Below are 26,632 nucleotides of genomic sequence, written 5' to 3'. Positions count from 1 at the left end.
CAAGCGCCCTTCGGAACCGTGGGTCACAGCCAACGAACCATGACGGCCCGCGAGCCCGGCGCGGCGCCGGACGGCCATTCCATCTCGCGACGCTTGAGCAGGGCTGGCGTCAGGTCCGCCTCCGCCACGCCCACGAACCGGCGTGCCGCATAGAAGCCCTCGCCGATGGGCAGCGCGCGCGCCGTGGAGAGCCCGACCGCGCGGTGGAAGAACCATTCGGCGCGCCGCACCACCGCCTGGAGCAGCGCGGATCCGACGCCGCGCCGGCCATGGGCGGGATCCACCGCCAGCGCCGCCAGCCAGTAGCAGCCGCCCGCGTCCGGATCGCCCACCAGCGCGGCGAGGTCGGCGGCGGCGGCATAGCCCACCGGCGCGCCGCGCTTCTCCTGCGCCACGAACACCTCGTGCGTCAGCAGGAACCGCACGAAGTCCGGCAGCGGCGGCGGGTCGGCGCGGGCGACGTGGCCCGCCTCGACCAGAAGCCGGCCGGCCGCCGCGTCGATCGCGCGCAGGCGCTCGGCCTCGCCGGGCTCCATCATGCGGATGCGGTAGCCCTCCGGCGCCATCCTCCGGAACGCCTTGCGGCCGTTCAATCCGGCTCGTAGCCTTCCACGATCACGATGTCGGCCTCCGACACCGCCTCGCGGATCGCCTTGGCCGCCTGGTATTCGGGCGCCCCGTAGCAGGCGAGCGCCGCCTCCATGGAAGGGAACTCGATCACCACGTTGCGGGAGCGCGACGCGCCCTCGAGTGCGCGGAACGGGCCGCCGCGCACCAGGAAGCGCGCCCCGTGCCGCTGCATGGCCGGCGCGGCGGTGGCGACGTAGTCGGGATAGCGTTCGGGGTCGTGGACGTCGACGCGGGCGATCCAGTAGGCCTTGGGCATGGGCGTCTCCTCGAAGGTTCAGGCCGCCTGCATCTCGGCCAGGATGGCACGGGCGGCGCCGAGCCTGTCCGGCGCGGCGATGATCGGGCGCGCCACCACGAGGTGGGACGCGCCGCCGCGCAGAGCCTCGGCCGGGGCGACCACGCGCTTCTGGTCGCCGGCCTGCGCGCCCGCCGGGCGGATGCCTGGGGTCACCAGCGCCATGTCCGGGCGAAGCAGCGGGCGCACCAGCGGCGCCTCCTGGGCCGAGGCGACGATGCCGCCGATGCCCGCTTCCGCCGCCTGGCGCGCGCGCAGTTCCACGAGATCGGAAACCCCGCCGCCGTATCCGGCCTCGCGGATGTCCTCGTCGGCGAGCGAGGTGAGGACGGTGACGCCGAGGACGACCAGCCCCGTGCCCTGCGCGGCCCGGGCGGCCGCGCGCATGGCCTGCGGATAGGCGTGCACCGTGGTCATCGCGGCGCCGAGCCCGGCGATGCTCTCGACGCCCTTCTCCACCGTGTTGGCGATATCGAGAAGCTTGAGATCGAGGAACACCTTCTTGCCCATGCGTGCCAGCTCGCCCACCAGCGGCAGTCCGCCTGCGAAGCCGAGCTGGTAGCCGATCTTGTAGAAGCCCACCGCGTCGCCGAGCTCGACGACGATCGCCTCCGCCTCGGCGCGCGAGGAGACGTCCAGACCGACGATCAGCCGGTCGCGGGGGGAAAGCTCGCTCATCGCATCCATCGGTTCAGTGCGCCTCGTCCCAGTTGCCGGCCGCTCGCGCATCCACCACCAGCGGCACCACGAGGTCGACCACCGGATCGGCCGCGCCTTCCATGACGCGCTTCACCACCGGGATCGTCGCCTCGATCTCCTCGTCCGGCACCTCGAACACGAGCTCGTCGTGGACCTGGAGCAGCATGAGCGCGCCCAGGCGCTCGGCCCGCAGCGCATCCTCCATGCGGATCATGGCGCGGCGGATGATGTCGGCGGCCGTGCCCTGGATCGGCGCGTTGATCGCCGCCCGCTCCACCGCCGCGCGCACCTGGGGGTTCGACGAGCGGATGTCGGGATAGTGGGCGCGCCGGCCGAACAGGGTCTCCACGTAGCCCGTCTCCTTGGCGAAGGCCTTGGTGCGGTCCATGAAGTCGCGGATGCCGGGGAAGCGCTCGAAGTAGCGCTTGATGTAGCTCGCGGCCTCGCCCTGCGGGATCGAGAGCTGCGCCGCGAGGCCGAAGGCGGAGATGCCGTAGACGATGCCGAAGTTGATCGCCTTGGCGCGGCGGCGCACCTCGGCGGGCATGCCGTCCACCGGCACGCCGAACATCTCCGACGCGGTGGTCGCGTGAATGTCCTGCCCGGCCTGGAAGGCCTCCACGAGCTGCGGGATCTCGGCCATGTGGGCGAGGAGCCGAAGCTCGATCTGGCTGTAGTCGGCCGACAGCAGCTTGTGGCCCCCGGGCGCCACGAAGGCGGTGCGGATCTCGCGGCCCTCCTGCGTGCGCACCGGAATGTTCTGCAGGTTGGGCTCGGAGGAGGACAGACGGCCGGTCGTGGTCGAGGCGAGCGAATAGGACGTGTGGATGCGCTCGGCCCCGTCCATGTAGGTCGGTAGCGCGTCGGTATAGGTGCCCTTGAGCTTGGTGATCTGGCGCCAGTCCACGATGCGACGCGGCAGCTCGTGCCCCTGGGCGGCAAGGTCCTCGAGAAGGCGCGCGTCGGTCGCCCATTGGCCCGTCTTGGTCTTCTTGCCGCCCGGCAGGCCGAGCTTGCCGAACAGGATCTCGCCGAGCTGCTTGGGACTGCCGACGTTGAAGGGCCCGCCGGCCAGGATGTGGATGTCGGCCTCCAGCCCCGCCGCCTTCTGCGCGAAGCGGCCCGACAGGCGCGACAGGATCTGCCGGTCGGCGCGGATGCCGCGCTCCTCCATGCGGGCGAGCACCGGCACCAGCGGGCGCTCCAGCCGCTCGTAGACCGCGGTGAGGCCCTCGGCCGCCAGCCGGGGCTTGAGCACGCGCCAGAGGCGCAGCGTGACGTCCGCGTCCTCGGCGGCGTATTCCGCCACCTTGTCGATCGGGCAGGCGGCGATGGGCCGCGCGCTCTTGCCGCTCCCGCACAGCTCCTTGTAGCTGATCGGCTTGTGGCCGAGCAGGCGCTCCGACAGCTCGTCCATCCCGTGTCCCTCGAGCGACGACGAGGCGTCCAGGACGTAGGAGATCAGCATCGTGTCGTCGAAGGGCGCGATCGCCACGCCGTGGCGCAGCATCACGAGATAGTCGTACTTGACGTTCTGACCGATCTTGAGGATCGCGGGGTCGGTCAGCACGGGCGTCAGAAGGTCGAGCACGCGCCCGAGGGGGATCTGCTCGCCGACGCCGGCGGCGGCCTCGCCGCCCGACAGGAGGTCGCCCGCCCCTTCGCCCACATGGGCGATCGGCACATAGGCCGCCTCGCCCGGAGCGACCGCGAAGGACAGGCCGACGAGATCGGCCGTCATCGCGTCCAGCGCCGTGGTCTCCGTATCGAAGGCGAGGATGCCGGTTTCCCCGGCGCGGGCGATCCAGCGCCGGAGGGCGTCCTCGTCGCGCACGGTCTCGTATGCCGCGCGGTCCACCGGCTGCGAGGCGGCCTCGGCCAGGCGCGCGGCGGCCAGGGCCTGCGGGCTCATCGCCAGCGCCGCCTCGGCCGGCGTCGCGCCGGGGTCCAGGTCGGGGCCGCGCACGGGCGCCTCGGCGTCGACCTTGGCCGGCGCGACCTCGGCGGCGTCCGTGTCGAGCCGGGCCGCGACGCGCCGCGTCAGCGTCGTGAACTCCATCGCCTTCAGGAAGGCGACGAGCTTCTCGCCGTCCGGCTCGTGGATGAAGAGGTCGTCCAGCGGGACGTCGAGCGGGGTGTCCTGGTCGAGCGTCACGAGACGCTTGGACAGGCGCGCCTGGTCGGCGTTGGCGATGATCGTCTCGCGGCGCTTCGCCTGCTTGATCTCGCCGGCGCGCTCCAGAAGCGCCTCCAGCGTTCCGAAGGTCTCCAGGAGGTCGGCCGCCGTCTTGGGCCCGACGCCGGGCACGCCCGGCACGTTGTCGGACGTGTCGCCGACCAGGGCCTGGAGGTCGATCATCTTGTCCGGATAGACGCCGAACTTCTCCCGAACCTCCTCGGGGCCGAGGCGCTTGTCCTTCATCTGGTCGTAGAGCACGACGCCGGGCCCGACGAGTTGCATCAGGTCCTTGTCGGAGGAGACGATGGTGACGTCCCCGCCCGCCTCGCGCGCCAGCCGCGCATAGGTCGCGATCAAGTCGTCGGCCTCGTAGCCCCCCTTCTCGATGCAGGGCAGGTCGAAGGCGCGCACCGCCTCGCGGATCAGCCCGAACTGCGGGCGCAGGTCCTCGGGGGGCGGCGGCCGGTTGGCCTTGTAGCCGTCGTAGAGCGCGTTGCGGAAGGTGGTCGAGGAATGGTCGAAGATCACCGCGAAATGCGTGGGCGCGACGCCGACCGAGGTGTCGCGCGATTCCTCCACCAGCTTCCACAGCATGTTGCAGAAGCCGGACACGGCGCCCACCGGCATCCCGTCGGACTTGCGCGTCAGCGGCGGCAGCGCATGGTAGGCCCGAAAGATGTAGGCCGAACCATCGACGAGGAAGAGGTGATCGCCCTTTTGCATGGAGCGGGTCGTATCGCGGGGCGGGCGTCCTGTCCATCGGCAGGCACGAGCCACGCTCACGCACCCTCCCCAGAGGAAGGCTTGCCGCACGGTCTGGATTACAAAGGTTTAATGCACCGGATCACGCTTTCGTGATCGGAAGCCATTGAACTAAAGCCTGTCAAGGCGCATTTTCTCAGCAACGACGCACACGATGCTGTCGTGGTTCGGCCTCAAGCTCGTCCCCCGCTTTGAGCCGAATGTCCGGAGCGGATCATCCCATCCCCCCTCACGGGATTCCGCTCTAATGAGAAGGAGCCGTCGCGACAACCCCCCTCCAGTCCGCGACGGCTCTTCTCTTCTCATCCCCGCAAGTTTCGCACCTGTTTGGACCGCCCCTGTTGCATCCGCGCGACAGTCCCGGCGCGCGAACGGGGTTTTGCGTCGCGCCGCCGGTCGCGCTATCGCAGGAGCCGATCCGTCGCGGCCCGCCAGGCCGTGACGCCAGCGAAAGGGCACCTCATGGCCGATCTCGACAGCGTGCTCGCCTGTCTCGACCTCAACCTCGACCGCTCCGTGGAGCGGCTCCAGGATCTCCTGCGCATCCCCTCGATCTCCACCGATCCGGCCTATGCGCCGGAGTGCCGTCGCGCCGCCGAATGGCTCGCGGGCGACCTGGAGGCGATCGGCTTCCGGGCGCGCGTCGCCGAAACGGCCGGTCATCCGATGGTGGTGGCGCGCCGGGAGGGCCCCGCCGGCAGCCCGCATGTCCTGTTCTACGGCCATTACGACGTCCAGCCGGTCGACCCGCTGGACCTCTGGGACGCCGATCCGTTCGACCCCAAGGTGGCGGCGATGCCGGACGGGACGCGCCGCATCACCGGACGCGGCTCGGCCGACGACAAGGGTCAGCTCATGACCTTCGTGGAGGCCTGCCGCGCCTTCATCGCCGAGACCGGCGGCCTGCCCTGCTCGGTGACGATCTTCCTGGAGGGCGAGGAGGAGTCCGGCTCGCCCTCGCTCCTGCCCTTCCTCGACGCCAACCGACAGGAACTCACCGCCGACGTGGCGCTGATCTGCGACACCAACATGTGGGACCGCGAGACGCCCGCGATCTCCACCGGCCTGCGCGGGCTGGTCGGCGAGGAAGTGACGATCCGCGCCGCCTCGATGGACCTGCATTCCGGCTATTTCGGCGGCGCCGCCGCCAACCCGATCCGCGTGCTCGCCAGGATCCTCGCCGATCTGCACGACGAGGAAGGCCGCGTCACCCTGCCCGGCTTCTACGACGGGGTGCCGGACCTGCCGGAGGACGTGCGCCGGGTCTGGGACGAGCTGCCCTTCTCGGAACAGGAATTCCTCGGCTCGGTCGGCCTGTCGGTGCCGGCGGGCGAACGGGGACGCTCGGTGCTGGAGCAGACCTGGTCGCGGCCCACCGCCGAGGTCAACGGCATCGAGGGCGGCTACACCGGCAAGGGCTTCAAGACGGTGATCGCGGCCGAGGCGCAGGCCAAGGTGTCGTTCCGCCTGGTCTTCGACCAGGACCCGGCGGCGATCCGCGAGAGCTTCCGCGCCTTCGTGCGCGAGCGCCTGCCGGCCGACTGCACCGCCAAGTTCCACGAGCACGGCGGCTCGCCGGCGATCCAGCTTCCCTTCGATTCGCCGGTCCTGCAGACGGCGCGCGAGGCGCTCTCCGACGAGTGGCCGAAGCCCGCCGTGATGATCGGCATGGGCGGCTCGATCCCCGTGGTGGGCGAGTTCAAGCGGCGCCTCGGCATGCCCTCGCTGCTGATCGGCTTCGGCCTCGGCGACGACCGCATCCATTCGCCCAACGAGAAGTACGAGATGACCTCCTTCGCCAAGGGTCAGCGGTCCTGGGCGCGGGTGCTCGCGGCGCTCGGGGAGAAGGGAACGGGCTGAGCGGCTCCCGTTCGATCCGGCGCCCCTGTCCGGGCGCCGGATCGCGCTAGATGCGCCGGCATGCTCACGAGACCCGACACGATGGATCAGATCCGACTCAACGCCCTCGACGCGGACGACCTCGCGATCGTCTCGGCCCATTGCCAGGACGCGGTCCTGCGCGCCGGCGACCTCCGACTCGACGGGCGCGCCGGCCGGCTCCTCGTGCCGATGAACCGCTTCGCCTGGGAGACCGCCAAGCCACGGCGATGGTTCGCGAGGCCGGAGCCCGGCGAGCGGCGCCGCAGCGTCCTGCGGCTCGACCGCGTCCTGTCGGCCAGCCGCACGGGCATCGATCCGGGCGCGCCGGAAGAGATCCTGTCGCTCATGGCGCTGCGCTGGCACGAGGGCGAGGCGCCCTCCGGTTCGATCGAGCTTGTGTTCGCCGGGGAAGCCGCGATAAGGCTCCAAGTCGAATGCATCGAGGTCCAGCTGACCGATCTCGGCGCGTCCTGGAGTACCCCGTCGCGGCCGGCGCACCCGGTCTGAGGGCGCTTCGCCGGCGCCCGAACCGGACGGCCCGAGGGAGATCCGCGCCTTGCCCCAGAGGCTGAACGCCGCCGAGCCGGACTTCGAAGCCCGGTTTCGCGACCTTCTCGGCGCCAAGCGCGAGGCCTCGGCCGATGTCGAGGCGACCGTCCGGGACATCGTGGCCGCGGTGCGCCACGACGGCGACGCGGCGCTGATCGCCTATACCGAACGGTTCGACCAGCTTTCGCTGACGCCCGGGACGCTGCGTGTCGGCGAGGCGGAGATCGAGGCCGCCCACGCCGCGACCGCCCCCGAGACGCTGGAGGCGCTGACCCTCGCCCATCGGCGCATCGCCAGCCACCACGAGCGCCAGCGCCCGCGCGACGACCGCTACGAGGACGCGATCGGCGCCGTGCTCGGCAGCCGCTGGACGGCGGTGGAATCGGTCGGCCTCTACGTGCCCGGGGGCGCGGCGAGCTATCCGTCCTCGGTCCTGATGAACGCCGTGCCGGCCAAGGTGGCGGGCGTGGAGCGCATCGCCATGGTGGTGCCGGCCATGCGCGGCGCGCTGAACCCGCTGGTGCTGGCCGCCGCGCGCATCGCCGGGGTGGACGAGATCTACCGCGTCGGCGGCGCGCAGGCGATCGCCGCCCTCGCCTACGGCACCGCCACCATCGCACCCGTCGCCAAGATCGTCGGCCCCGGCAACGCCTACGTGGCGAGCGCCAAGCGGCAGGTGTTCGGCACGGTCGGCATCGACATGATCGCCGGCCCGTCCGAAGTCCTGGTGATCGCCGACGCCGACAACGATCCCGACTGGATCGCCGCCGATCTCCTGGCCCAGGCCGAGCACGACCGGTCGGCGCAGTCGATCCTGCTGACCGATTCCCCCGCCTTCGCCGACGCCGTGGAGGCCGCGGTGGAGCGCCAGCTCGCGCGTCTGTCGCGCGCCGAGACGGCGCGCGCGAGCTGGGACGAGTTCGGCGCCACGATCGTCGTCTCCGATCTCCTGCGCGAGGCGCCGCCGCTTGCCGACCGCCTGGCCGCCGAGCACCTGGAAATCGCCACCGCCGACCCGGAAGCGCTGTTCGGGCGCATCCGCAACGCGGGCGCTGTGTTCCTCGGCCGCCATACGCCCGAGGTGATCGGCGACTATGTCGGCGGCTCCAACCACGTCCTGCCGACGGCCCGCTCGGCCCGCTTCTCGTCCGGCCTGTCGGTGCTCGACTTCGTCAAGCGCACCTCGATCCTCCAGCTTTCGGCCGGGGCGCTGCGCGCGCTCGGCCCCGCCGCCATCGAGCTCGCCCACGTCGAGGGGCTCGACGCGCACGCCCGCTCGGTCGCGGTGCGGCTGAACCTCTAGGGGGCGACGATGGCGGGCGCGGGCAAGCTGATCGCGGTGGACCTGGACGAGACGGTGGGGCGCGCCTCGCCCGACGTCGAGCACGAGCGCGCCGTGGCGATCTTCGACCTGATCGAGGAGAACGTCTTCGAGCCCGAGGGGCTGGAGGGCGGGCGCTTCCGGCTGAAGCTGGCGCTGGCCGACCGGCGCCTCGTGTTCGAGATCGCCGACGAGACGGGGCATGCGCTGGCGGCCCATCACCTGTCGCTCACCCCGTTCAAGCGGGTGATCCGGGACTATTTCCTGATCTGCGACAGCTACTACGAGGCGATCCGCTCCTCCACGCCCTCGCAGATCGAGGCCATCGACATGGGGCGACGCGGCATCCACAATGACGGCTCGGATCTCCTGCGGGAGCGCCTGGCCGGCAAGATCACGCTCGACAAGGACACGGCGCGGCGCTTGTTCACGCTGATCTGCGTCCTGCACCGGCGCAACTGAAGCGAGGGGCTGCGATGGTTCACCGGCAGAGCAGCCGCAGCAGTTCGAGGGCCCGCCCTTGAGCGATGCGGGCGAGGCCGCCAAACGGCCGGGATCGATCCTGTTCGTCTGCGGGATGAACGCGATCCGCTCGCCCATGGCGGAGGCCATCGCGCGCTCGGTCCTGCCCGGCACCTACGTCGCCTCGGCCGGCGTCAAGGACGGCGAGCGCGACCCCTTCGTGGACGTGATCCTGGCCGAGGAAGGCCTGACCCTGGGCGACCGCAAGCCGCAAAAATACGAGGACCTGGCCGACGGGTTCTTCGACCTGATCGTCACCCTGTCGCCCGAGGCCCACCACGCGGCGATGAGCGCGACCGAGACCGACGCGACCGCGGTGGAGTTCTGGCCGATGCCCGACCCCTCCGCCGTGACCGGCAGCAGAGGGCAGATCCTCGACGCCTATCGCGACCTCTTCCGGCGGATCCGATCCCGGCTCGACGACTTCGCGCGTCGCTGAGCCGGGAGGGCGCGCCGCGTCAGTGCGCGTCCACCTTGACGCCCGACTGCGGCTTCTGGACGAACACGCACAGGAGGCACAGGGCGACGAACAGCGCCGTCAGGAACAGGAACACGTCGGAGAAGGCCATCACCGAGGCCTCGCGCTTCACGAGCTGCACCATCTGCCCGATCGCCGCCTGGTTGCCGTCGATCCCGGCGGCCGACAGGTTGGCCGCGATGTCCGCCATGCGTTCCTCGGTCACCTGGCTGCCCCAGCGCACGCGCTCCGCCAGGCGGTCGTAGTGCAGCGCGGTGCGGTCGTTGATCATCGTGTTGATCAGCGCCAGACCCACGGCGCCGCCGAGATTTCGCGTCAGGTTGTAGAGGCCCGACGCGCCCTTGATGACCTGGGGCGGCAGCGTGCCGAGCGCGATGTTGTTGATCGGCACCATCGCCATCATCAGCCCGAAGCCGCGCAGGATCTGCGGGATCAGGAGCTCGTAGAAGTCCCAGTCGTGGGTGAGCCCGGTCATCAGCCAGGTGCCGAGCCCGAACGAGGCGAAGCCCATCACCATCATCACGCGCGGGTCGAGCTTGGTGGACAGCTTGCCCGCCACCGGCGCGGTGAAGAACATCGCCATGCCCGACACGAACATGGTCTCGCCGATCATCAGCGAATCGTAGCCGCGGATGCGCCCGAGATAGACCGGATAGAGATAGGTGAGGCCGTAGAGGCCGACGCCCATGATGAAGGAGAACAGCGAACCGAAGGCGAAGTTGCGGTTTCGGAAGGCCGTGAGATCGACGATCGGCTCCTTGGCGGTGAAGGCGCGCCAGAAGAACAGGAGCGCCCCGAGCACCAGGACCACGGACATCACGACGATGACCTCGTCCTCGAACCAGTCGTCGAGCGGTCCTTCCTCCAGCACGTATTCCAGCGCGCCGAGGAACGCCGCCATCCCGAACAGGCCGTACCAGTCGAAGCGGGAGAACAGCGACAGGTCGGGCTTGTCGAAGTCCACAAGATTCCAGACCGCCAGGGTCACCACGATGCCGAAGGGCACGTTCACCAGGAACAGCCAGTGCCAGCTCATCGCGTGGCTGAGATAGCCGCCGACCGTCGGGCCGATCGTGGGCGCCAGCGTCGCCACGAGGCCGATCATCGGCGACACCACGGCGCGCTTGGACGGGGGGAAGATGGTGAAGGCCGCCGCGAAGACGCTGGGGATCATCGCGCCGCCGATGAAACCCTGCAGCGCGCGGTAGAGGATCATCTGGTCGATGTTGGTGGCGGTCGCGCACAGCGCCGAGGCGGCCGTGAAGCCCGCCGCCGCCAGCGTGAACAGGACGCGCGTCGACAGCATCCGGGCGAGGAACCCGGACAGCGGGATCATGATCACCTCGGCGATCAGATAGGCCGTCTGGACCCAGGCCACCTCGTCGGACGAGGCGGACAGGCCGGCCTGGATCTCGGCCAGCGAGGCCGAGACGATCTGGATGTCGAGGATCGACATGAACATGCCGAAGACCATGGCCATGAAGGCCAGGACCCGGCGCGCGGGGACCTTGTCCGTGGCGCCGAGGGCGGCGGACGGCTGGGCGGTGATCGAGGACATGGGCCTCTGCCTCGCCGGCCCCTCCCGGGGGCCGGCCGTCAGGTGGGAAGGGTCAGTTCGCCTCGGCCAGCGCGTGCGAGCCGGCCGGGGCGGTGCGCGTGTCCACCGATGCGGTCACCGACAGACCCGGGCGTAGGTTGCCCTTGGCCGCGTCGGCCGGATCGATCGCGATGCGCACGGGCACCCGCTGGACGATCTTGGTGAAGTTGCCGGTGGCGTTGTCGGCCGGCAGCAGCGAGAACACCGAGCCCGAGGCCGGGGCGAGCGAGACCACGGTCCCCTTCACCTCGACGCCCGGCAGGGCGTCCACCTCGATGCGCACGCTCTCGCCGACCTGGATCTCGTGGAGCTGCGTCTCCTTGAAGTTCGCGTCCACGTAGACCTTGTCGAGCGGCACCACGGAGGCCAGGCGGCGGCTGGGCGAGACGAGGTCGCCCGTCTGCACCGACAGGTTGCCGACCACGCCGTCGTAGGGCGCGCGCAGCGTGGTGAAGGACAGATCGCGCGCCGCCTGGTCGCGGGCGACCTCGAGCCCTTCGAGCGTGGTCTTGCCCTGCGTAATCTGCGCGTCGAGCACGCCGACATTGGCCTGGGCGGAGGTGACCGAGGCCTTGGCGCCGATGAGCTTGGCGTCGGCCTCGGCCTTGGCCGAGCGCGCCTGGTCGAGCGGCGCCTGGGCGCCCGCGCCGCTGCGGGCGAGCTGCTCGGCCCGCCGCAGATCGAGGTCCGCCTGCCCGACGGAGGCCTCGGCCACGGTCACGTTGGCCTCCGCCTCGCCGACCTGGCCCATGGCCGCCTCGCGCTGCGCCTCGATGCTGCCGATGGCGGCCTTCTGCGAATCGATCTTCGCCTGCGCCGAGCGCAGGGCGAGCTGGTAGTCGGCCGGATCGATCTCGACGATCGGATCGCCCGCCTTCACCGCCTGGTTCTCGATCACCGGCACGGCGCGGACGTAGCCGGTGACCTTGGGGATCATCACCGCCATGTCGGCGCCCACATAGGCGTCGTCGGTGGACACGAGGAAGCGCCCGTCGACCCACCACTGGTGGCCGTACCACGCGCCGCCGCCCAGCGCCGCGACCACGATCAGCGGCAGCAGCAGGCGCTTGCCGATACCGCCCTTGCGCTTGGCCGGTGGGACCTCCGCGGGCTTCTCGGACGCAGGCGCGGCCTCGCCGGTCTTGCGGCCGACCACCTCGAGCTTCGGCGCGTCGGCCGTGCGCTCCGGCTGCTCGGAAGGATTTGACTTTTGCGACGCGGATTTCGACATAGTGGCAGAACCCAAATCGAACCGAACCGTTCGGTTCGACGTTGACATAGACGTGATGACAGGGCAGGGCAAGGGTGCATCCCGATCCCCGTCGCGATTATTTCGGCATCCTTAGCGAAAAATGGTCCCCAAACCGTGACCGCAGTTCCTCGAATCGACTCGCCCGCCCCGATCCCCTGCGATCGCCGAACGGCGGCCGGCGAGGACCCGGCGAAGCGGCGCCAGATTCTCGAAGGCGCACGCCGGGCCTTCGTCGGGCTCGGCTTCGACGCGGCGTCGATGAACGACGTGGTGCGCGAGGCGGGCGTCTCCAAATCGACGCTCTACGTCTACTTCCGGTCCAAGGAAGACCTGTTCCGCGCCCTGATCGAATGCGAGCGGGAAGCATATCTGGCCGAGGTCGAAGCCCTCCTGACCGATCCGGGCGAGCCGGCCGACACGCTCCGGCGCTACGGACTCCGCCTAGCGCGTCTGGTGATGTCCCCGGAGGCCATGCACGCCAAGCGCACGGTGATCGCGGTCGCCGCCCGCATGCCCGAGCTCGGGCGCGAGTTCTACCGCCACGGGCCGCAGCGCGGCCTCGCGCTCCTGTCGGCCTATCTCGAGAAGGCCTGCGCCGCTGGAACGCTCGAGATCGCGGACATCGCCCTGGCTGCGGCCCAGTTCGTCGAGCTCGCCACCGCCGGCGCCCTGCGCCGCCGCTTCTTCGACGACGAGGCTCCGCCGCTCGAGGACCGGGAGATGGCGCGTATCGTCGACGCGGCCGTCGCCCTGTTCATGGCCGGATACGGCCCGCGCTCTTGACGACGTGGCGTCCCCCGCGGTCGATCCGGGTCAAGGTTCTCGGACTGCCGCTCGTGGAGGGCCGGCTTCTGGCCGCGGAGGTCCGCGACGATGCCGGCGGATTGCGGGGCGTGCGCCCTCTCGGTGGCTCGGTCGAGTTCGGCGAAACGCGGGAGGCCGCCCTTCTGCGCGAGTTCGCGGAGGAACTGGACGCCCGGGTCGCGCTCATCGGCCCCTGGCGGGTGTTCGAGAACCTCTTCGTGCACGAAGGCGCCAGCGGCCACGAGATCGTCTTCTGTGCACCGATCCGCATCCTGGACCGCCGGTTCGACACGGCCGAGCCCGTCCGGTTCATGGACGGGGTGCCCTGCGTCGCGCGTTGGTTCGCGACCTCGGCGCTGCGACGCGGCGATCCGCCCCTCTTCCCCGCCGGCCTCGCGGCGGAGCTCGATTCGATTCTCAGTCCTTGACCTCGGCGAAGCCGGCGATCGCGGACTGGACTTCCTCGATGCCGAAGCCCTTCTCCGACGAGGTCGCGATGATGGCCGGATAGGCCGCCGGCCGCTTGCGGATCGCCTCGCGCGTGGCCGCCTCGAGCTTGGGCAGAGCGAGCGCGGAGATCTTGTCGGCCTTTGTCAGCACGATCTGGTAGGACACCGCCGCCTTGTCGAGCAGCGTCATCACGTCGGCGTCGTTCTTCTTGATGCCGTGGCGGGCGTCGATCAGCACGAAGACGCGCTTCAGCGTGGCGCGGCCGCGCAGGTAGTCGAAGACGAGCTTGGTCCAGGCGTCGACCTGCTCCTTGGGGGCCTGCGCATAGCCGTAGCCCGGCATGTCCACCATGGCGACCGGCGGCAGGTCGCCCGCCTCGCCCGAGAAGCCGTCGGGCACGAAGTAGTTGAGCTCCTGCGTGCGCCCCGGCGTGTTGGAGGTGCGCGCGAGCCCCTTCTGTCCGACGATGCCGTTGATCAGCGACGACTTGCCGACATTCGAGCGGCCCGCGAAGGCGACCTCCGGCGGCCCTTCGGGCGGCAGGAACTTCATCGCGGGCACGCCGCGGATGAACACCCAGGGCCGCGCGAAGAACAGGCGGCGCGCCTCGCCCCCGTCCATCTCCGGCGCTTGCGTCTGCGTCGTCTCGCTCATGCGGCCTTCTCCAGCGCGTCGATGTCGGCGCCGCGGATGGCGGCGAGGTTGCGGCCGACCTTCTCGGCAGGCCAATCCCACCAGCGAAGCGCCAGCAGCCGCTCGATCACACGCGGCTCGAAGCGCAAACGCCGTTCCGCAGCGGGGTTGCCGGCGACGATCGAATAGGGTGCGACATCCCGCGACACGACGCTGGACGCCGCCACGATGGCCCCGTCGCCGATCCGCACCCCCGGCAGGATCAGCGCGTCGGCGCCGATCCACACGTCGTTGCCCACCATGGTGTCGCCCTTCAGCCCGGCGGTGATCGAGCCGAGCTCGAACCCCTCCTCCCAGCCTTCGCCGAAGATGTTGAAGGGAAAGGTGGAGAAGCCGGACATCGCATGGTTGGCCCCGTTCATCACGAAGCGCGCGCCGGTCGCGATGGCGCAGAACCGGCCGATCACCAACCGATCGCCCAGGAACGCGTAGTGGTGGAGGATGTTGCGCGTGCCGAAGAGGAGCGCCGCCTCCGGGTCGTCGTAATAGGTGTATTCGCCGATCTCGACATTGGGCGCCGAGACGACGTTGCGCAGGAACACGATGCGCTGGTGGGCGGGCACGGGATGCACCGCGCGGGGATCGGGACCGAGGGACATGGCCGCTTCTTACGGCCTCCCCGGCGGCGCGTCCACCGCTCGGGTCTGCGGCCTGGGCGGGCGGCGCCCGGAGGCGCCGTCCGCTGCCCCGTCAGCTCGCCTTCTTGCGCCGGAACGTGTCGCGTAGGTTGTCCCACAGCTCGATCTTGGCCCCGTGCCGCTTCATGATCACGGTCTGCTGGGTGATCGAGAGCGTGTTGTTCCAGGTCCAGTAGATCACCAGTCCCGCCGGGAACGAGGCCAGCATGAAGGTGAAGATGATCGGCATCCAGGTGAAGATCATCTGCTGCGCCGGATCCGGCGGCGTCGGGTTCAGCTTCATCTGGATGAACATCGTGATGCCCATCAGGATCGGCCAGATGCCTACCATCAGGAGGTGCGGCAGGGTGATCGGGATCAGCCCGAAGAGGTTGAACACGCTGGTCGGATCGGGCGCCGCCAGGTCCTGGATCCAGCCGAAGAAGGGCGCGTGCCGCATCTCGATGGTGACGTAGAGCACCTTGTAGAGGGCGAAGAACACGGGGATCTGGACCAGCACCGGCCAGCAGCCCGCCGCCGGGTTGATCTTCTCCTCCTTGTAGATCCGCATCATCTCCTGCTGCTGCTTGGTCCGGTCGTCGGCATATTTCTCGCGCAGTTCGGCAATCTTGGGCTGCACGGTCTTCATGCGCGCCATCGAGCGGTACGACTTGGAGGCCAGCGGGAAGAACAGGAGCTTCAGCGTGACGGTGACGATCAGGATCGCCACGCCAAAATTGCCGGTGAAGCGGTAGAGCCAGTCGATGTAGTGGAACATCGGCTCGGTGATGAAATAGAACCAGCCCCAGTCGATCAGCTGGCCGAAATGGGCGATGCCGAGCGTCTCCTGGTAGCCGTTGATCGTGTCCACCACCTTGGCGCCGGCGAAGGCGCGGGTCGTGGTATCGATCGCGGCGCCGGGCTGGATCGTGATCGGATCGGCGAGATAGTCCGACTGGTAGAAGGCGCGGCCGTCGGCCGAGTAGCGGAAGTTCGGCTGGAACGAGGCGATGCCGGTTGAGGGAACCAGCGCCGTCGCCCAATACTTGTCGGTGATGCCGAGCCAGCCGATCGACGTCTTGGCCGGCGAGACGCGGGCCTCGTCCTCGATCTTCTTGTAGGTGACCTCCTGGAGGCCGTCCTCGCCGAGATTCCCGATCAGGCCCTCGAAGATCACGAAGGCGGCGGCGTGCTCAGGCTTGGAGAAGCGCACCGTGCGCCCGTAGGGCGACAGGGTGACGGCCGCAGCGCCGTCGTTGCGCACGCTGTCATCGACCGTGAACATCGACTGGTCGTCCACCGAGATGCGGCGGGTGAACGTCACGCCGGCCTCGTTGGTCGCCTTCAGCGTCACGGGCGTCTGCGGTGTCAGGGTCTGGCCGCCCTCGGCCTGCCAGAGCGTGGACGGGCCCGGCAGCGCGCCGGCGCCCTGGCCCGAATAGCCGAATTCCATGAAATAGGCGTTGGCGCCGATCGTCTCGGGCGACAGGAGCACGATCGTGGGCGAGCTGTCGTCCACCGTCTCGTGATAGTTCTTCAGGCGCAGATCGTCGAGGCGCGCGCCCTGCAGGTTGATCGAGCCCGACAGCGAGGGCGTGTCGATGGCGACGCGGGGGCTCGCGGCGAGCGCGGCCTCGCGCGTCTGGCCGGAGACTTCGGGCGTCTGCGTCGTCGGCACCACGCTTTCGCGCCCGGCCGGCGAGACCGCGCCCTGCTGCTCGGTTCCGGCGGGCGTCGTCGGCGTCTGCAGCGTGGCGGGCGCGTCCTGCGCGGCGAGGCGCTCGGCCTCCATGCGCGGATTGATGACGAGGAACTGCCACCCGACCAGAACGGCGATCGAAAGCGCCATGGCGATCAGGAAATTGCGGCTGTTTTCCATGGAGTCAGGTCCCCGGGGGAGGCGTTGCGGGCGCTTGCCTGGACGCCTTCACCTTGGCGACGCGTCTCGAAAGCTCGCCCGTGAGCGTGTCGAACGGCAGGGTCAGAAGCTCGCGACGGGCGACGATCACATAGTCGAAGCCGGACGCCATGTCAGCCCCGCACACGGTGCGGATCGCCTCACGAAGACGTCGACGGATGCGGTTGCGCTCCACGGCGTTTCCGACCTTGCGGGTCACGGTGAGGCCGTAGCGGGCGCCGCGACCGTCGGCGCGGTCCAGAGCCTCGATCAAAAAGAAGGGGCCGGTCAATCGACGGCCCCGTCTCGCGGCCAGAAACTCGGCGCGCTTGGTCAGTCTGGAAATCGGCGGTCCGCCGGAGCCGGGCGCGCCTCGGCTCAAGCCGACAGGCGCTTGCGGCCGCGCGCGCGACGGGCGGCGATCACCTTGCGGCCGCCGGTCGTGGCCATGCGGGCGCGGAAACCGTGGCGGCGCTTACGGACGAGCTTGGAGGGCTGATAAGTGCGCTTCATGGACGTTTACCGCGGGGGACCCGCGGACCTCTTGATCTTCTATGGGTTCAAATCGAACGTCGAACGCACGAAAGATCCGCATGGGCAAGCCCCATCCGACCCGGCATCCGTCTGTGGGCGCGCTTATAGGGTTGTGGCGGGGGATAAGTCAATCGCCCCCGCCCGATCGGCGGTCCGGGCCGGCAGCGGCGCGAGCACCCGGCGGGCGCCGGCCAGGGTTCGTTAAGCCCGCCGCGCGGTTCCGGACGCGCGCGATACGTTTGCGGATGACCGCGCCCGGGCGATGGCCTAGGCTTGCCCCGCGTTCCCCTTATCTCCTGCGCCGGCCCCTCACGGCCGCCGGAACCACGATGACACAGCCCCTACATGACGCGAAGCCGAGGGAAGGTTCGCGCCCGCCCTTCGCCAAGCGCCTGTCCTCGCGCCTCTTCGCCCTCACCGTGCTGGCGGTGATGGGAGCCGAGGTGCTGGTGTTCGTTCCCTCCATCGCCCGGTTCCGCGTCGACTGGCTCCAGTCCAAGCTGGAGACCGTGTCCGTGGCCACCCTCATGGCGGACTTCGCCGAAGGCGGCCTCCTCCTGTCGCCCGATCAGGAAAGCGAACTGCTGCACGCCCTGGACGCGCGGCTGATCGCCATCCGCCGGCCCGGCAGCACGCAACTCCTCGCCCGGGTGCCGGACCTTGCCGGCGTCGACGAGCAGGTCGACCTGACGCAGGAGGGCAGCCTCGATGCGGTCTGGGCTGCCTTCGGCACGCTCCTCAGCCACCGCCCCCGCACCATCCGCCTGGTCGGCGAGATCGGCGACGGCACGATGAGCGGCGAGATCGTCTTCGACGAGGCGCCGCTCCGCCGGGCGATGCGGCTCTATTCGCGCAACATCCTTCTCCTGTCGCTCGGTGTCGCGAGCTTCACCGGCCTTCTGGTGTTCGGCGCGATCAGCCTGTTCCTGCTGCGCCCAGTGCGCGCGCTGACGCGTGCCCTCGTGCGATTCGGCGCCGATCCGGAGGACCCGTCTCTGATTCTCAGCCCGAGCGGCCGGCTAGACGAGCTCGGCATCGCCGAGCGCGAACTCGCCGGCATGCAGGGCGTGCTCGCCGACACGCTGCGCCAGCAGCGGCGCCTCGCCGATCTTGGCCTCGCGGTCTCCAAGATCAACCACGACCTGCGCAACATCCTCGCCTCGGCCCAACTCATCTCCGACCGGCTCGCCGACGTGCCGGACGCGCAGGTGCAGCGATTCACCCCCGTCCTGATCCGCAGCCTCGACCGGGCCCTGCACTACACCCAGTCGGTGCTGGCCTACGGCCAGGCCGCCGAGAGCCGGCCGGTGCGCCGGCGCACCCTCCTACACCGCCTGGTGGACGAGATCTTCGAGACGCAGCTTGTGACGCCCGACCGGGGGATCGAGCTCGACAACGCCGTGCCCCCGGCGCTCGAGGTCGACCTCGATCCCGAGCAGTTCTTCCGCGCCCTGTCGAATCTCGTGCGCAACGCGGTCCAGGCCATGGAGGGGGAAGCGGAGGACGCGGTGGTGCGCCGCGTCAGCGTCCGGACGGAAACGCCCGAGGGCCGCATGCTGCGCCTCGTCGTGGAGGACACGGGCCCCGGCTTCGGCCCGGCGGCGCGCGATCACCTGTTCCAGGCCTTTCGCGGCTCGACCCGGGCGGGGGGCACGGGGCTCGGTCTTGCGATCGCCGCCGAGATCGTGAAGGCGCACGGCGGCCAGATCCGCCTCGCGCCCTCCACCACGCCCGGCGCACGCTTCGAGATCGACCTCCCAGGCGCCCTGCCCGCCGCCGTCGGCTGAACGGCCCCGGACGTCACGGAACCACATCAAATTCAGGGCCTTGCCACGAACCGCGCGGCACCCTCGCAGAATCGCTTGCAATCGCCCCGCGACTTGTCTAGTTACCCCTCACGAACGGCCGGGGCCAACCCAACCGTTCCAGGCGCCCGTAGCTCAGCTGGATAGAGCACCAGACTACGAATCTGGGGGTCAGAGGTTCGAATCCTTTCGGGCGCGCCACTTCCGATTACCGAAGCTGCCGTTGAATTGTCGAGACCCACGCGCAGTGGCGTGTGCTGACTTGGCATTTTGGTCGATCAACACGACGTTTGCGTGGATGCCGCGGACAACGCAGCTCGCGGCTGAGGCGATTGCCGGGATCTCCCCTATGCGAGGGCCCGTCGGCGATCTCGCCGGGGGAGATACCGTCCGCTTGCGGCCGGGTTCGACAGTCGCGCCGAGCTTTGCCGCGGCGGCCGCGGATCGCCGGTGGCTGCCGTGCCGCGTGGCGTGCCTGTGCGGTGTCAGCGACGCGTGACACGCCATCCGATCGGCATCCTGGCGTTTCCCGGATGCACGGGTTCCGGACCCCAGATCGCCTGATAGGTGTCGATGCAGCATCCCTGTCGCTGCAGGAGGACGAACGCGAGGGCCAGTCCTCCCCACCATCCGCCGATCAGGAGCGGCATCCAGCGTGGAGCATCGACCATGACGAGACCGATCGTGGTGGTGACGACGACGAGTGGCAGGGTGGCCCAGCCGCCGAACTTGTGCAGATACTCGAAGACGACCCGGCGAAGCGTCATGTCGTAGTGGTCGCCGCGGATCGTCGTGCCGGTGGGTCCGCCCTTGGTGCCGCGCAGCAGGCCGCCCAGGACCTGGGACCACCCCATCAGAACGACGGTCCAGCCGACGAGGTGGTGGAGGCGCGCCAGTTCGGAGGCGCCCTCGCCCCGCCCGTAGGCAAGCAACAGTCCCAGCGTCATGACGCCGATGCCGGCGATCTGAAACGTCAGGTGGGCGTGCCACCAGAACTTGCGGTCGAGCGTCGCCGGCCAGTCGGACGCTCGCACGATCTTGAAGAATCGAGCGACGATCATGCCCAGGGGCAGAAGCACGCCCCACCCCATCACCATCATGCGCGCGTGCCAGTAGGCCCATGGCGCGATCTCGTGGTGGCTCGCGCCCGACAGGGGCGAGAGAAGCCACCGACCCCATTCGGAGATGTCGACCATCGCGGCGGGCCTCCCTTTCCCTGTCGCGCCCTGCTTCCCAGCCTTTTACGACGTTGGCGGCGAGCCCGGCGACGATCCGGCGGGCTGCCATAAGGATGACGAGCCGTGGCGGCAGGGCGATCGGGACGTCCGGCACCATCAGCTTTCCCTACTCGACGCGGGCGGCGGTGATGCGGAGCGAGGCCGCCACCGGCAGCCTGCGCGCCGCCCGCTCGGACACAACCAGCGCGGGCATGGACTCGTTCCGTCCAATGTGGAAGACGAAGGTCCTGGCGCTCGCAAGACCCCGCTGGAGCGCGACCACCTCGATAGCTGCCGTCAGCGCCACAGCATGGTCCTCCGTCGATCGAGGCTGCCACGCCCGGCTCCCGGAGAATCCAGATCGTGGACGGCAGGTTCACCGCTCCGGAGAGGACGGGGCGTCCTGTCAGGATGTTCGGTGTCGCCGCGCCCTATCCGACCGCGAGGATCGGAGCGGACGGGACAGCAAGTGGCATCCAGCACGGGAGAAGCGGATCGCCGACAGGACGATGGCGTCGAGCCGGTGGCGCGGGAGCGCGTCGATCGGCGGATCGGGATCTGTGTGGGGGCCGGTCAGAAACAGGAGCATCTGGAGCCCGTCGCCTGCAGCTCGTTCCCGAGACCGTTGCGGACGGTCGGCAAGGAACGCGTTCCCGGACGCGTCATGGCGACGGCAATGGTGTTGGCGCGGCGTGTCGAGAGGGACCGGGCGACGATGTTCGGCCGGTAGCCGACAGCCTGGGCGGCCTCGTCGATGCGCTCGCGGTCGGCCGGCGGCACGTGTCCGCCAGGCGTACAGGCGCGCGAGACGACCGCCACCACGCCGATCGTGGGAGGGCTCATGATCTTCGGAGGACGGCTGCGGGCTATCGAAGCGCGCTCCGTTCGAGCGCGGCGCGTCGCATCCGACGAGCGCGGCGATCCTCCGACAGATGGTTCAAGCCGCGCCCGCGCGCCGTGCCGCAAGCGCCAAGAGGACGGCATCGCACAGCTCTTCGAGGGGCCGTCCGCAGTCGAGCGTGACGCTCGTATCCGTGTCCCTCGGCGCCTCCAAAGCCTCCATCTGGCTGGCGAGAAGCGAGGGCGGCATGTAGTGGCCGGAGCGCGCGGCGAGCCGCCCGCCGATCACCTGCCGGCTGCCGGCGAGGTGGACGAAGAACGCCTGCGGGCAGCGGGCGGCGAGCGCCTCCCGGTAGCAGGCCTTCAATGCCGAACAGGCCAGCACCGTCGGCTCGCCCGCTTGCGACAGGATATCGGAAAGGCACTGCAGCCAGGGCGCCCGGTCGGAATCGTCGAGGGGGATGCCGGCGCGCATCTTCGCGACGTTGTCGGCCGGATGGAAGTCGTCGCCATCCAGGAAGCGGAAGGCGTGTCTCGCCGCCAGCATCCGGCCGAGCGTGGTCTTGCCGGCACCGGACACGCCCATGACCACGACGACGGGCGGCGGAGCGGCGGCGGCGGTCTGCCGCGCGGCCGCCTCCGGCCCGGCGCCTGTCATACGAGCGCGCTCGGCATCTCGCGACCGGCGAAGTGGGCGTCGAGATTGGCGAGGACGAGGTCGGCCATCGCCTGGCGCGTCTCATGGGTGGCGCTGGCCATGTGCGGCGTGACGACGACGCCCGGAAGCGCGAGGAGCTGATTGGGCACGCGCGGCTCGTCGGCGAAGACGTCCAGCGCCGCGCCGGCGATGCGGCCCGCCTCCAGCGCCGCGATCAGCGCCGGCTCGTCGACGAGCGAGCCGCGCGCCACGTTGACGAGGAGGCCTCGAGGGCCGAGCGCTTCGAGCACCGCCGCGTCGACCACGTTGCGCGTTTCCGGCGAGGCCGAGGCGGCGATCACCAGGACGTCGCTCCAGGCGGCGAGCGCGGCGATGTCGGGAAAGGCGCGCACGGGCGTGTCGACCGGCGAGCGGCTGGCATAGCCGATCTCGGCGTCGAAGCCCGCGAGCCGGCGGGCGATGGCCTGGCCGATGCGTCCGAAGCCGAAGATGCCGTAGCGTCGGCGCGAGACCTTGGAGCCCAGCGGCAGGTCGCCCTCGAGCCAGCGCCCGGCGCGCACATGCGCGTCGCCCTGCGGGATCTGGCGCAGCGCGGACACGATGAGGCCGATGGCCAGGTCCGCCACGTCCTCGGTGAGGACGTCCGGCGTGTTGGACACGCGCACGCCGCGCCGCCGGGCCTCCGCGAGGTCGACCTTGTCGAAGCCGACACCGTTGATGGCGACGATCTCGAGCGCCGGCAGGCGGGCGGCGAGATCGGTCGGCAGGCCGAGATGGCCGCCGGTGACCACCCCGCGCAGGCGCCCGGCATTCCCATCCAGGAACGCTTCGGGATCGTCCGCTTCGAAGAACCGGTGGACGGTGAAGCGCTCGGCGAGCGCCGCCTCCAGCGACGGCATCAGGGGGCAGAGCTGCAGGATCTCGGTGGCCATGGTGTTCCTACTTGACGTCGGAGCGCACGAACTGGGCGAGCTCCGGGGTCTTGGGGTTCTCGAACAGTTCGCGCGAGGGACCCGCCTCGTGGATGCGGCCCTGGTGCATGAACACGGTCGTGTTGGCGACGCGCCGCGCGAAGCCCATCTCGTGGGTCACGAGGAGCATGGTCATGCCGCCTTCCGCGAGCTCTTCCATGACGGCCAACACCTCGCCGGTGAGCTCGGGGTCGAGCGCCGAGGTGACCTCGTCGAACAGCATCACCTTGGGCCGCATGGCCAGCGAGCGGGCGATGGCGACGCGCTGCTGCTGGCCGCCGGACAGCTCGTCCGGATAGCTGTCGAACTTCTCCGACAGGCCGACGAGCGCCAGCACCTCCTCGGCGGTGGTGCGGCTTTCGGCGCGCGACACGGACTTCACGATGCGCGGGGCGAGCATGATGTTCTCGCCGACCGACAGGTGCGGAAACAGGTTGTAGCTTTGGAACACGATGCCGACGTCCCGCCGCAGCGCCCGCAGGCCAGCCTTGTCGGTGCCGACCCGGTGGCCGGCGATCTCGATCGAGCCGGCGTTGATCGCCTCCAGCCCGTTGACGCAGCGAAGCAGGGTCGACTTGCCGGAGCCCGAGCGGCCGATCAGCGCGGTCACCTCGCCGCGATCGACCTCCATGGTGATGCCCTTGAGCACCTCCACCGCGCCGAAGCTCTTGCGCACGTCCCGAATGGCGACCTCAGGCATGGAACCTCCTCTCCAGCCGCCGGGACAGGAGCGACAGCGGGTAGCAGACGATGAAGTAAAGGACGGCCACGACCACGAAGACGCGGAAGGGCTGGAAGGTGGCGTTGTTCACGAGCTGGCCGGCGCGGGCGAGCTCCACGAAGCCGATCAGCGAGGCGATCGAGGTGTTCTTCACCACCTGCACGGCGAAGCCCACCGTCGAGGGCAGCGACAGGCGGACCGCCTGGGGCAGGATCACGTAGCGATATTGCTGGGCGCGCGTCATCGCCAGCGATTCCGAAGCTTCCCATTGCTGCTTGGGAACCGACTGGATCGAGCCGCGCCAGATTTCGCCGAGATAGGCCGAGGCGTAGACCGTCATCGAGATGCCGGCCGCCACCAGCGGCGGCAGGCGGTAGCCCAGAAGCGCCAGGCCGTAGAACGACAGGAACAGGATCATCAGGACCGGGATGCCCTGGATCACCTGGATATAGGTGCCGGCCAGAATGCGCAGCGGCCGGAGCCGGGACGCGCGGGCCAGCGCCAGAAAGAAGCCGACGAGCCCGCCGCCGCCCAGCGCCAGCGCGGTGAGGATCAGCGTCCACTGGAGCGATTGGAGGAGGAACAGGAACTCGGACGTGCCGAACGAGCGGAAGATCATGCCGACGCCTCCACCACGGGCTTGAGCGCGCGCCGCGCGGTGCGCCGGCCGAAGAGCCAGAGACCGATCAGCGCCAGGATCGCGCGCAGCGCCAGCGCCAGCACGAGATAGAGGGCGGTGACGGCAAGGTAGACCTCGAACGAGCGGTAGCTCTGCGACTGGACGAACGAGGCCGCGGCGGTGAGCTCGCCCACCGAGATCGCCGAGCAGATCGAGGTCGCCAGCATCATCAGCACGAACTGGGACGAGAGGGCCGGATAGACCTTCTGCAGCGCCGGGATGATGACCACGTAGCGGAAGATCTGGACGCGGGTGAAGCCGAGCGCCTCGCCCGCCTCGATCTGCGACTTGTGGATCGCCTCGATGCCGGCGCGCACGATCTCGGTGGAATAGGCCGCAAGATTGATGGTGACGCCGATCAGCGCGGCCGTGATGGCGCTGACCCGCATCCCGCCGGCCGGCAGGCCGAAATAGATGATGAAGAGCTGCACCAGGAAGGGCGTGTTGCGGATTAGCTCGACATAGGCGTCGATCGGGATGCGCACCGGACGCCCGGCGACGGAGCGCAGCGCGGCGAAGAGAATGCCGAAGGCGGTGCCGCAGACGATCGCGAAGACCGAGATCTGGATCGTCAGCCACAGCCCCGCCAGGAGCTCGTCCTGGTATTGCGCCAGGACGCCGAACTGGAACGTGTAGTTCATGGGAGTTGAATCCGGCGCGAAGGGGGAAGGACGCCGGCCGCTGGGGCCGGCGTCCGGGCGCCTCAGAAGGCGGGCAGCGTGGCGGGAAGCGGATCGCCGGTCCACTTCACGGCGATCTTGTCCAGCTCGCCCGACACCTTCATCAGGTAGATCGAGGTGTTGAGGTACTGGAGAAGGTCGAAGTCGCCCGGTTGCACCGCCATGGAATTGCCCTGGCGGAAGAAGGTGAAGCCGATCTGGAGGCCGGCCTGCGGTGCCTGCTGCAGGAGACCGTTGGCCACGGTGGAGGGCAGCGCGGTGGCGTCGACCTGGCCCGCGACGAGCGCCTGCGCGGAGGTGGAATCGTCCTCGAAGACGACGATCTCCAGCCCGTCCACGTTGGCACGACGCAGCGCCGTCTCCTGCGAGGAACCGCGGTTCACGGCGACGCGCTTGCCCTTCAGCGCGTCGAGGTTCTCGAACTTCTCGTTCGGGCCCGAGACGATCACCATGTTGAAGGCGGAATAGGGCGAAGTGAACATCACCGATTTGGCGCGCTCGCCGGTGGGCGCGAGCGTGGCGACCAGGAAGTCCACCTGGCCGGTCTGGAGCGCGGGAATGCGCGCCGGGGGCGTCAGCGGGACGAGCTCGACCGGCAGGCCCATGTACTGGGCGACCTGGTTGGCCACGTCCACGTCGTAGCCGCTCGGATTGCCCTTCTCGTCGATCATGCCCATCGGGGGCGCCCCGGTCAGGACGCCGATGCGCACCGTGCCGCGGCTCTGGATGTCGGCGAGCGTGACCGCCTCGGCGGGGCTCGGGGCCGCCGCGGCCAGGAGGGCCGCGCAGAGCGAGCCCAGGAACGCGGCCTTGATGGCCCCGCGTCGTGTCGTGTTCTTCATGCCCTTGCCTCCCATGGCGTTCGTGAAGTTCCGAAAAAGGGGGTCGCGGCGGCCTCCCAGCCGCCGGGCGACCGAGGTCTAGAGCGTCGCCAGCACCCCGCCGTCGACATAGACGATCTGACCGTTGACGAAGCTCGCCGCGTCGGAGGCGAGGAAGATGCAGGCGCCCTGCAGTTCCTCCACCTTGCCCCAGCGGCCGGTCGGCGTGCGAACCTGGAGCCACTCGGTGAACTTCGGATCGTCCACCAGCGCCTGGTTCAGCGGCGTCTCGAAATAGCCCGGGCCGATGGCGTTGACCTGCAGCCCGTGCCGGGCCCAGTCGGTGCACATGCCCTTGGTGAGGTTCAGCACCGCGCCCTTGGTGGCGGTGTAGGGCGCGATGGAGTAGCGCGCCGCCTGCGCCTGGAGGCTGGCGATGTTGATGATCCGGCCGCGCCCGCGCCCGATCATGTGCCGGGCGACCGCCTGGCCGACGAAGAACACCGAATCGACGTTGGCCCGCATGATCTCGGCCCAGGTCTCGGCCGGGTAGGTCTCGAGCGGCGCGCGGCGCTGGATGCCGGCATTGTTGACCAGGATGTCGATCGGCCCGATCTCGGCCTCGACGCGGTCGACGCCGGCCTGCACGGCCGCGATATCGGTCACGTCGAAGGGGGCGATCTCGACCGCGACGCCCTCGGCGCGCAGGCGCCCGGCCGCCGCCTCGAGCTTGGCCGCGTCGCGTCCGTTCAGAACCACCCGCGCGCCCGCGCGGGCGAGCCCTTCGGCGAGCGACAGGCCGATGCCCTGGCCCGAACCCGTGACGAGGGCCGTGCGGCCCGTCAGATCGAAAAGCTTCAGCGACATTCCGTTCTCCCTGACTGTCCGACTACCATGATACCGATAACAGAGCAAGGGCGCCATGCGAGGATCGGCGACCTTCGACGCGGCGCCCGGCGGCCTGCGCGCGTTCCGCCCATCTCATGCCTGGGGCCATTTGTGGTGGAAGGTTCCCGGTCGGTCGAGGCGGTGGAAGGTGTGGGCTCCGAACAGGTCGCGCTGGCCCTGGGTCAGGTTGGT

The 26,632-nt window shown here is 69.8% G+C and carries 30 protein-coding genes and 1 tRNA gene; 9 read left to right on the top strand and 22 right to left on the bottom strand.

Annotated elements, in window-relative coordinates:
* Positions 1–23: 23 nt before the first annotated feature.
* The 4 genes from D3218_RS09955 to polA are packed head-to-tail and all read right to left on the bottom strand — an operon-like array spanning position 24 to position 4,526.
* Positions 24–566, bottom strand: a complete 543-nt coding sequence (locus tag D3218_RS09955; RefSeq protein ID WP_136625081.1) for a GNAT family N-acetyltransferase — start codon at positions 564–566, stop codon at positions 24–26.
* A gap of 23 nt (positions 567–589) precedes the next feature.
* Complete coding sequence (locus D3218_RS09950; RefSeq protein ID WP_119539931.1) at positions 590–886, bottom strand: DUF1330 domain-containing protein; 297 nt, start codon at positions 884–886, stop codon at positions 590–592.
* Positions 887–904: 18 nt separating this feature from the next.
* Entirely contained in the window at positions 905–1,603 is a 699-nt protein-coding gene (pyrF, locus tag D3218_RS09945; protein ID WP_425359301.1) for an orotidine-5'-phosphate decarboxylase, read from the bottom strand.
* 13 nt (positions 1,604–1,616) lie between these two features.
* Positions 1,617–4,526: a DNA polymerase I gene (polA, locus tag D3218_RS09940; RefSeq protein WP_119539929.1), complete on the bottom strand. Its 2,910-nt coding sequence runs from the start codon at positions 4,524–4,526 to the stop codon at positions 1,617–1,619.
* Positions 4,527–5,027: 501 nt separating this feature from the next.
* On the opposite strand from polA, the gene D3218_RS09935 reads away from it, so the two are divergent.
* The 5 genes from D3218_RS09935 (at position 5,028) to D3218_RS09915 (ending at position 9,277) form a co-directional block, all read left to right on the top strand.
* Positions 5,028–6,425, top strand: a complete 1,398-nt coding sequence (locus tag D3218_RS09935; RefSeq protein ID WP_119539928.1) for a dipeptidase — start codon at positions 5,028–5,030, stop codon at positions 6,423–6,425.
* 81 nt (positions 6,426–6,506) lie between these two features.
* Positions 6,507–6,953, top strand: coding sequence for a DUF2948 family protein (locus tag D3218_RS09930; RefSeq protein WP_119539927.1), 447 nt, complete (start codon positions 6,507–6,509; stop codon positions 6,951–6,953).
* 49 nt (positions 6,954–7,002) lie between these two features.
* Positions 7,003–8,298, top strand: coding sequence for a histidinol dehydrogenase (gene hisD, locus D3218_RS09925; RefSeq protein ID WP_119539926.1), 1,296 nt, complete (start codon positions 7,003–7,005; stop codon positions 8,296–8,298).
* Positions 8,299–8,307: 9 nt separating this feature from the next.
* Positions 8,308–8,778: a UPF0262 family protein gene (locus tag D3218_RS09920; RefSeq protein ID WP_119539925.1), complete on the top strand. Its 471-nt coding sequence runs from the start codon at positions 8,308–8,310 to the stop codon at positions 8,776–8,778.
* A gap of 58 nt (positions 8,779–8,836) precedes the next feature.
* Complete coding sequence (locus tag D3218_RS09915) at positions 8,837–9,277, top strand: arsenate-mycothiol transferase ArsC (RefSeq protein ID WP_280959966.1); 441 nt, start codon at positions 8,837–8,839, stop codon at positions 9,275–9,277.
* A 19-nt stretch (positions 9,278–9,296) separates the two neighbouring features.
* On the opposite strand, the gene D3218_RS09910 is transcribed toward D3218_RS09915, so the two are convergent.
* Positions 9,297–10,874 (bottom strand): DHA2 family efflux MFS transporter permease subunit, encoded by a 1,578-nt coding sequence (locus tag D3218_RS09910; protein WP_119539924.1) that lies wholly within the window; start codon positions 10,872–10,874, stop codon positions 9,297–9,299.
* A 52-nt stretch (positions 10,875–10,926) separates the two neighbouring features.
* Positions 10,927–12,144 carry an HlyD family secretion protein gene (locus D3218_RS09905; RefSeq protein ID WP_119539923.1) on the bottom strand — a complete coding sequence of 406 codons (1,218 nt, stop codon included), beginning with the start codon at positions 12,142–12,144 and terminating at the stop codon, positions 10,927–10,929.
* Between the two features lie 135 nt (positions 12,145–12,279).
* On the opposite strand from D3218_RS09905, the gene D3218_RS09900 reads away from it, so the two are divergent.
* Both D3218_RS09900 and D3218_RS09895 read left to right on the top strand, forming a co-directional pair.
* Positions 12,280–12,948 carry a TetR/AcrR family transcriptional regulator gene (locus tag D3218_RS09900; RefSeq protein ID WP_119539922.1) on the top strand — a complete coding sequence of 223 codons (669 nt, stop codon included), beginning with the start codon at positions 12,280–12,282 and terminating at the stop codon, positions 12,946–12,948.
* Between the two features lie 110 nt (positions 12,949–13,058).
* Positions 13,059–13,397: an NUDIX domain-containing protein gene (locus D3218_RS09895; protein ID WP_245414994.1), complete on the top strand. Its 339-nt coding sequence runs from the start codon at positions 13,059–13,061 to the stop codon at positions 13,395–13,397.
* Here the strand turns inward: D3218_RS09895 and yihA are convergent.
* The 5 genes from yihA to rpmH form a co-directional block, all read right to left on the bottom strand.
* Positions 13,387–14,040 (bottom strand): ribosome biogenesis GTP-binding protein YihA/YsxC, encoded by a 654-nt coding sequence (gene yihA / locus D3218_RS09890; protein WP_119540269.1) that lies wholly within the window; start codon positions 14,038–14,040, stop codon positions 13,387–13,389. The two genes, D3218_RS09895 and yihA, sit on opposite strands and share 11 nt — an antisense overlap.
* Before the next feature lie 29 nt (positions 14,041–14,069).
* The gene (locus tag D3218_RS09885; protein ID WP_119539920.1) at positions 14,070–14,711 is read right to left on the bottom strand and encodes a CatB-related O-acetyltransferase; all 642 of its coding nucleotides are present in this window, start codon (positions 14,709–14,711) and stop codon (positions 14,070–14,072) included.
* A gap of 91 nt (positions 14,712–14,802) precedes the next feature.
* Positions 14,803–16,608 (bottom strand): membrane protein insertase YidC, encoded by a 1,806-nt coding sequence (gene yidC, locus D3218_RS09880; protein ID WP_119539919.1) that lies wholly within the window; start codon positions 16,606–16,608, stop codon positions 14,803–14,805.
* 4 nt (positions 16,609–16,612) lie between these two features.
* Positions 16,613–16,963 carry a ribonuclease P protein component gene (gene rnpA, locus D3218_RS09875; protein ID WP_119540268.1) on the bottom strand — a complete coding sequence of 117 codons (351 nt, stop codon included), beginning with the start codon at positions 16,961–16,963 and terminating at the stop codon, positions 16,613–16,615.
* A gap of 41 nt (positions 16,964–17,004) precedes the next feature.
* Complete coding sequence (gene rpmH, locus D3218_RS09870; protein WP_026501365.1) at positions 17,005–17,139, bottom strand: 50S ribosomal protein L34; 135 nt, start codon at positions 17,137–17,139, stop codon at positions 17,005–17,007.
* Positions 17,140–17,489: 350 nt separating this feature from the next.
* On the opposite strand from rpmH, the gene D3218_RS09865 reads away from it, so the two are divergent.
* Together D3218_RS09865 and D3218_RS09860 are read left to right on the top strand one after the other, a co-directional pair.
* Complete coding sequence (locus tag D3218_RS09865; RefSeq protein WP_119539918.1) at positions 17,490–18,947, top strand: sensor histidine kinase; 1,458 nt, start codon at positions 17,490–17,492, stop codon at positions 18,945–18,947.
* 142 nt (positions 18,948–19,089) lie between these two features.
* A tRNA-Arg gene (locus D3218_RS09860) sits at positions 19,090–19,166 on the top strand.
* 284 nt (positions 19,167–19,450) lie between these two features.
* On the opposite strand, the gene D3218_RS09855 is transcribed toward D3218_RS09860, so the two are convergent.
* The 11 genes from D3218_RS09855 to D3218_RS09805 form a co-directional block, all read right to left on the bottom strand.
* A complete protein-coding gene (locus tag D3218_RS09855) occupies positions 19,451–20,161 on the bottom strand; it encodes a cytochrome b561 domain-containing protein (RefSeq protein WP_210209666.1) in 711 nt (236 codons plus the stop codon).
* A gap of 148 nt (positions 20,162–20,309) precedes the next feature.
* On the bottom strand, positions 20,310–20,489 hold the full coding sequence (locus D3218_RS09850; protein WP_119539917.1) for a hypothetical protein: 180 nt from the start codon (positions 20,487–20,489) through the stop codon (positions 20,310–20,312).
* Positions 20,490–20,755: 266 nt separating this feature from the next.
* A complete protein-coding gene (locus D3218_RS09845) occupies positions 20,756–21,025 on the bottom strand; it encodes a LacI family DNA-binding transcriptional regulator (protein WP_119539916.1) in 270 nt (89 codons plus the stop codon).
* Positions 21,026–21,119: 94 nt separating this feature from the next.
* Complete coding sequence (locus D3218_RS09840) at positions 21,120–21,680, bottom strand: gluconokinase (RefSeq protein WP_119539915.1); 561 nt, start codon at positions 21,678–21,680, stop codon at positions 21,120–21,122.
* On the bottom strand, positions 21,677–22,612 hold the full coding sequence (locus tag D3218_RS09835; RefSeq protein WP_119539914.1) for a 2-hydroxyacid dehydrogenase: 936 nt from the start codon (positions 22,610–22,612) through the stop codon (positions 21,677–21,679). Before D3218_RS09835 ends, D3218_RS09840 begins: the two co-directional genes overlap by 4 nt.
* Before the next feature lie 7 nt (positions 22,613–22,619).
* The gene (locus tag D3218_RS09830) at positions 22,620–23,351 is read right to left on the bottom strand and encodes an amino acid ABC transporter ATP-binding protein (RefSeq protein WP_119539913.1); all 732 of its coding nucleotides are present in this window, start codon (positions 23,349–23,351) and stop codon (positions 22,620–22,622) included.
* The gene (locus D3218_RS09825) at positions 23,344–23,991 is read right to left on the bottom strand and encodes an amino acid ABC transporter permease (RefSeq protein WP_119539912.1); all 648 of its coding nucleotides are present in this window, start codon (positions 23,989–23,991) and stop codon (positions 23,344–23,346) included. Before D3218_RS09825 ends, D3218_RS09830 begins: the two co-directional genes overlap by 8 nt.
* On the bottom strand, positions 23,988–24,692 hold the full coding sequence (locus tag D3218_RS09820) for an amino acid ABC transporter permease (RefSeq protein WP_119539911.1): 705 nt from the start codon (positions 24,690–24,692) through the stop codon (positions 23,988–23,990). Before D3218_RS09820 ends, D3218_RS09825 begins: the two co-directional genes overlap by 4 nt.
* A gap of 62 nt (positions 24,693–24,754) precedes the next feature.
* Positions 24,755–25,573 carry a transporter substrate-binding domain-containing protein gene (locus D3218_RS09815; protein WP_119540266.1) on the bottom strand — a complete coding sequence of 273 codons (819 nt, stop codon included), beginning with the start codon at positions 25,571–25,573 and terminating at the stop codon, positions 24,755–24,757.
* A gap of 78 nt (positions 25,574–25,651) precedes the next feature.
* The gene (locus D3218_RS09810; protein WP_119539910.1) at positions 25,652–26,419 is read right to left on the bottom strand and encodes an SDR family oxidoreductase; all 768 of its coding nucleotides are present in this window, start codon (positions 26,417–26,419) and stop codon (positions 25,652–25,654) included.
* 114 nt (positions 26,420–26,533) lie between these two features.
* Positions 26,534–26,626, bottom strand: a complete 93-nt coding sequence (locus D3218_RS09805) for a hypothetical protein (protein WP_280959970.1) — start codon at positions 26,624–26,626, stop codon at positions 26,534–26,536.
* Positions 26,627–26,632: the final 6 nt, after the last annotated feature.

It is taken from the genome of Aureimonas flava (assembly GCF_003583935.1).
Taxonomy (GTDB): Bacteria; Pseudomonadota; Alphaproteobacteria; order Rhizobiales; family Rhizobiaceae; genus Aureimonas; species Aureimonas flava.
The sequence above is the reverse complement of the archived record's forward strand: the minus strand, read 5'-3'. Positions and strand labels throughout refer to the sequence as shown.

Bases quoted from the DNA above. Each gene is read 5' to 3' on its own strand.
- D3218_RS09955 (WP_136625081.1), bottom strand. From the start codon at position 566: ATGGCGCCGGAGGGCTACCGCATCCGCATGATGGAGCCCGGCGAGGCC.
- D3218_RS09950 (WP_119539931.1), bottom strand. From the start codon at position 886: ATGCCCAAGGCCTACTGGATCGCCCGCGTCGACGTCCACGACCCCGAA.
- pyrF (WP_425359301.1), bottom strand. From the start codon at position 1,603: ATGAGCGAGCTTTCCCCCCGCGACCGGCTGATCGTCGGTCTGGACGTC.
- polA (WP_119539929.1), bottom strand. From the start codon at position 4,526: ATGCAAAAGGGCGATCACCTCTTCCTCGTCGATGGTTCGGCCTACATC.
- D3218_RS09935 (WP_119539928.1), top strand. From the start codon at position 5,028: ATGGCCGATCTCGACAGCGTGCTCGCCTGTCTCGACCTCAACCTCGAC.
- D3218_RS09930 (WP_119539927.1), top strand. From the start codon at position 6,507: ATGGATCAGATCCGACTCAACGCCCTCGACGCGGACGACCTCGCGATC.
- D3218_RS09920 (WP_119539925.1), top strand. From the start codon at position 8,308: ATGGCGGGCGCGGGCAAGCTGATCGCGGTGGACCTGGACGAGACGGTG.
- D3218_RS09910 (WP_119539924.1), bottom strand. From the start codon at position 10,874: ATGTCCTCGATCACCGCCCAGCCGTCCGCCGCCCTCGGCGCCACGGAC.
- D3218_RS09905 (WP_119539923.1), bottom strand. From the start codon at position 12,144: ATGTCGAAATCCGCGTCGCAAAAGTCAAATCCTTCCGAGCAGCCGGAG.
- yihA (WP_119540269.1), bottom strand. From the start codon at position 14,040: ATGGACGGGGGCGAGGCGCGCCGCCTGTTCTTCGCGCGGCCCTGGGTG.
- D3218_RS09885 (WP_119539920.1), bottom strand. From the start codon at position 14,711: ATGTCCCTCGGTCCCGATCCCCGCGCGGTGCATCCCGTGCCCGCCCAC.
- yidC (WP_119539919.1), bottom strand. From the start codon at position 16,608: ATGGAAAACAGCCGCAATTTCCTGATCGCCATGGCGCTTTCGATCGCC.
- rpmH (WP_026501365.1), bottom strand. From the start codon at position 17,139: ATGAAGCGCACTTATCAGCCCTCCAAGCTCGTCCGTAAGCGCCGCCAC.
- D3218_RS09865 (WP_119539918.1), top strand. From the start codon at position 17,490: ATGACACAGCCCCTACATGACGCGAAGCCGAGGGAAGGTTCGCGCCCG.
- D3218_RS09855 (WP_210209666.1), bottom strand. From the start codon at position 20,161: ATGGTCGACATCTCCGAATGGGGTCGGTGGCTTCTCTCGCCCCTGTCG.
- D3218_RS09845 (WP_119539916.1), bottom strand. From the start codon at position 21,025: ATGAGCCCTCCCACGATCGGCGTGGTGGCGGTCGTCTCGCGCGCCTGT.
- D3218_RS09840 (WP_119539915.1), bottom strand. From the start codon at position 21,680: ATGACAGGCGCCGGGCCGGAGGCGGCCGCGCGGCAGACCGCCGCCGCC.
- D3218_RS09835 (WP_119539914.1), bottom strand. From the start codon at position 22,612: ATGGCCACCGAGATCCTGCAGCTCTGCCCCCTGATGCCGTCGCTGGAG.
- D3218_RS09830 (WP_119539913.1), bottom strand. From the start codon at position 23,351: ATGCCTGAGGTCGCCATTCGGGACGTGCGCAAGAGCTTCGGCGCGGTG.
- D3218_RS09825 (WP_119539912.1), bottom strand. From the start codon at position 23,991: ATGATCTTCCGCTCGTTCGGCACGTCCGAGTTCCTGTTCCTCCTCCAA.
- D3218_RS09820 (WP_119539911.1), bottom strand. From the start codon at position 24,692: ATGAACTACACGTTCCAGTTCGGCGTCCTGGCGCAATACCAGGACGAG.
- D3218_RS09815 (WP_119540266.1), bottom strand. From the start codon at position 25,573: ATGAAGAACACGACACGACGCGGGGCCATCAAGGCCGCGTTCCTGGGC.
- D3218_RS09810 (WP_119539910.1), bottom strand. From the start codon at position 26,419: ATGTCGCTGAAGCTTTTCGATCTGACGGGCCGCACGGCCCTCGTCACG.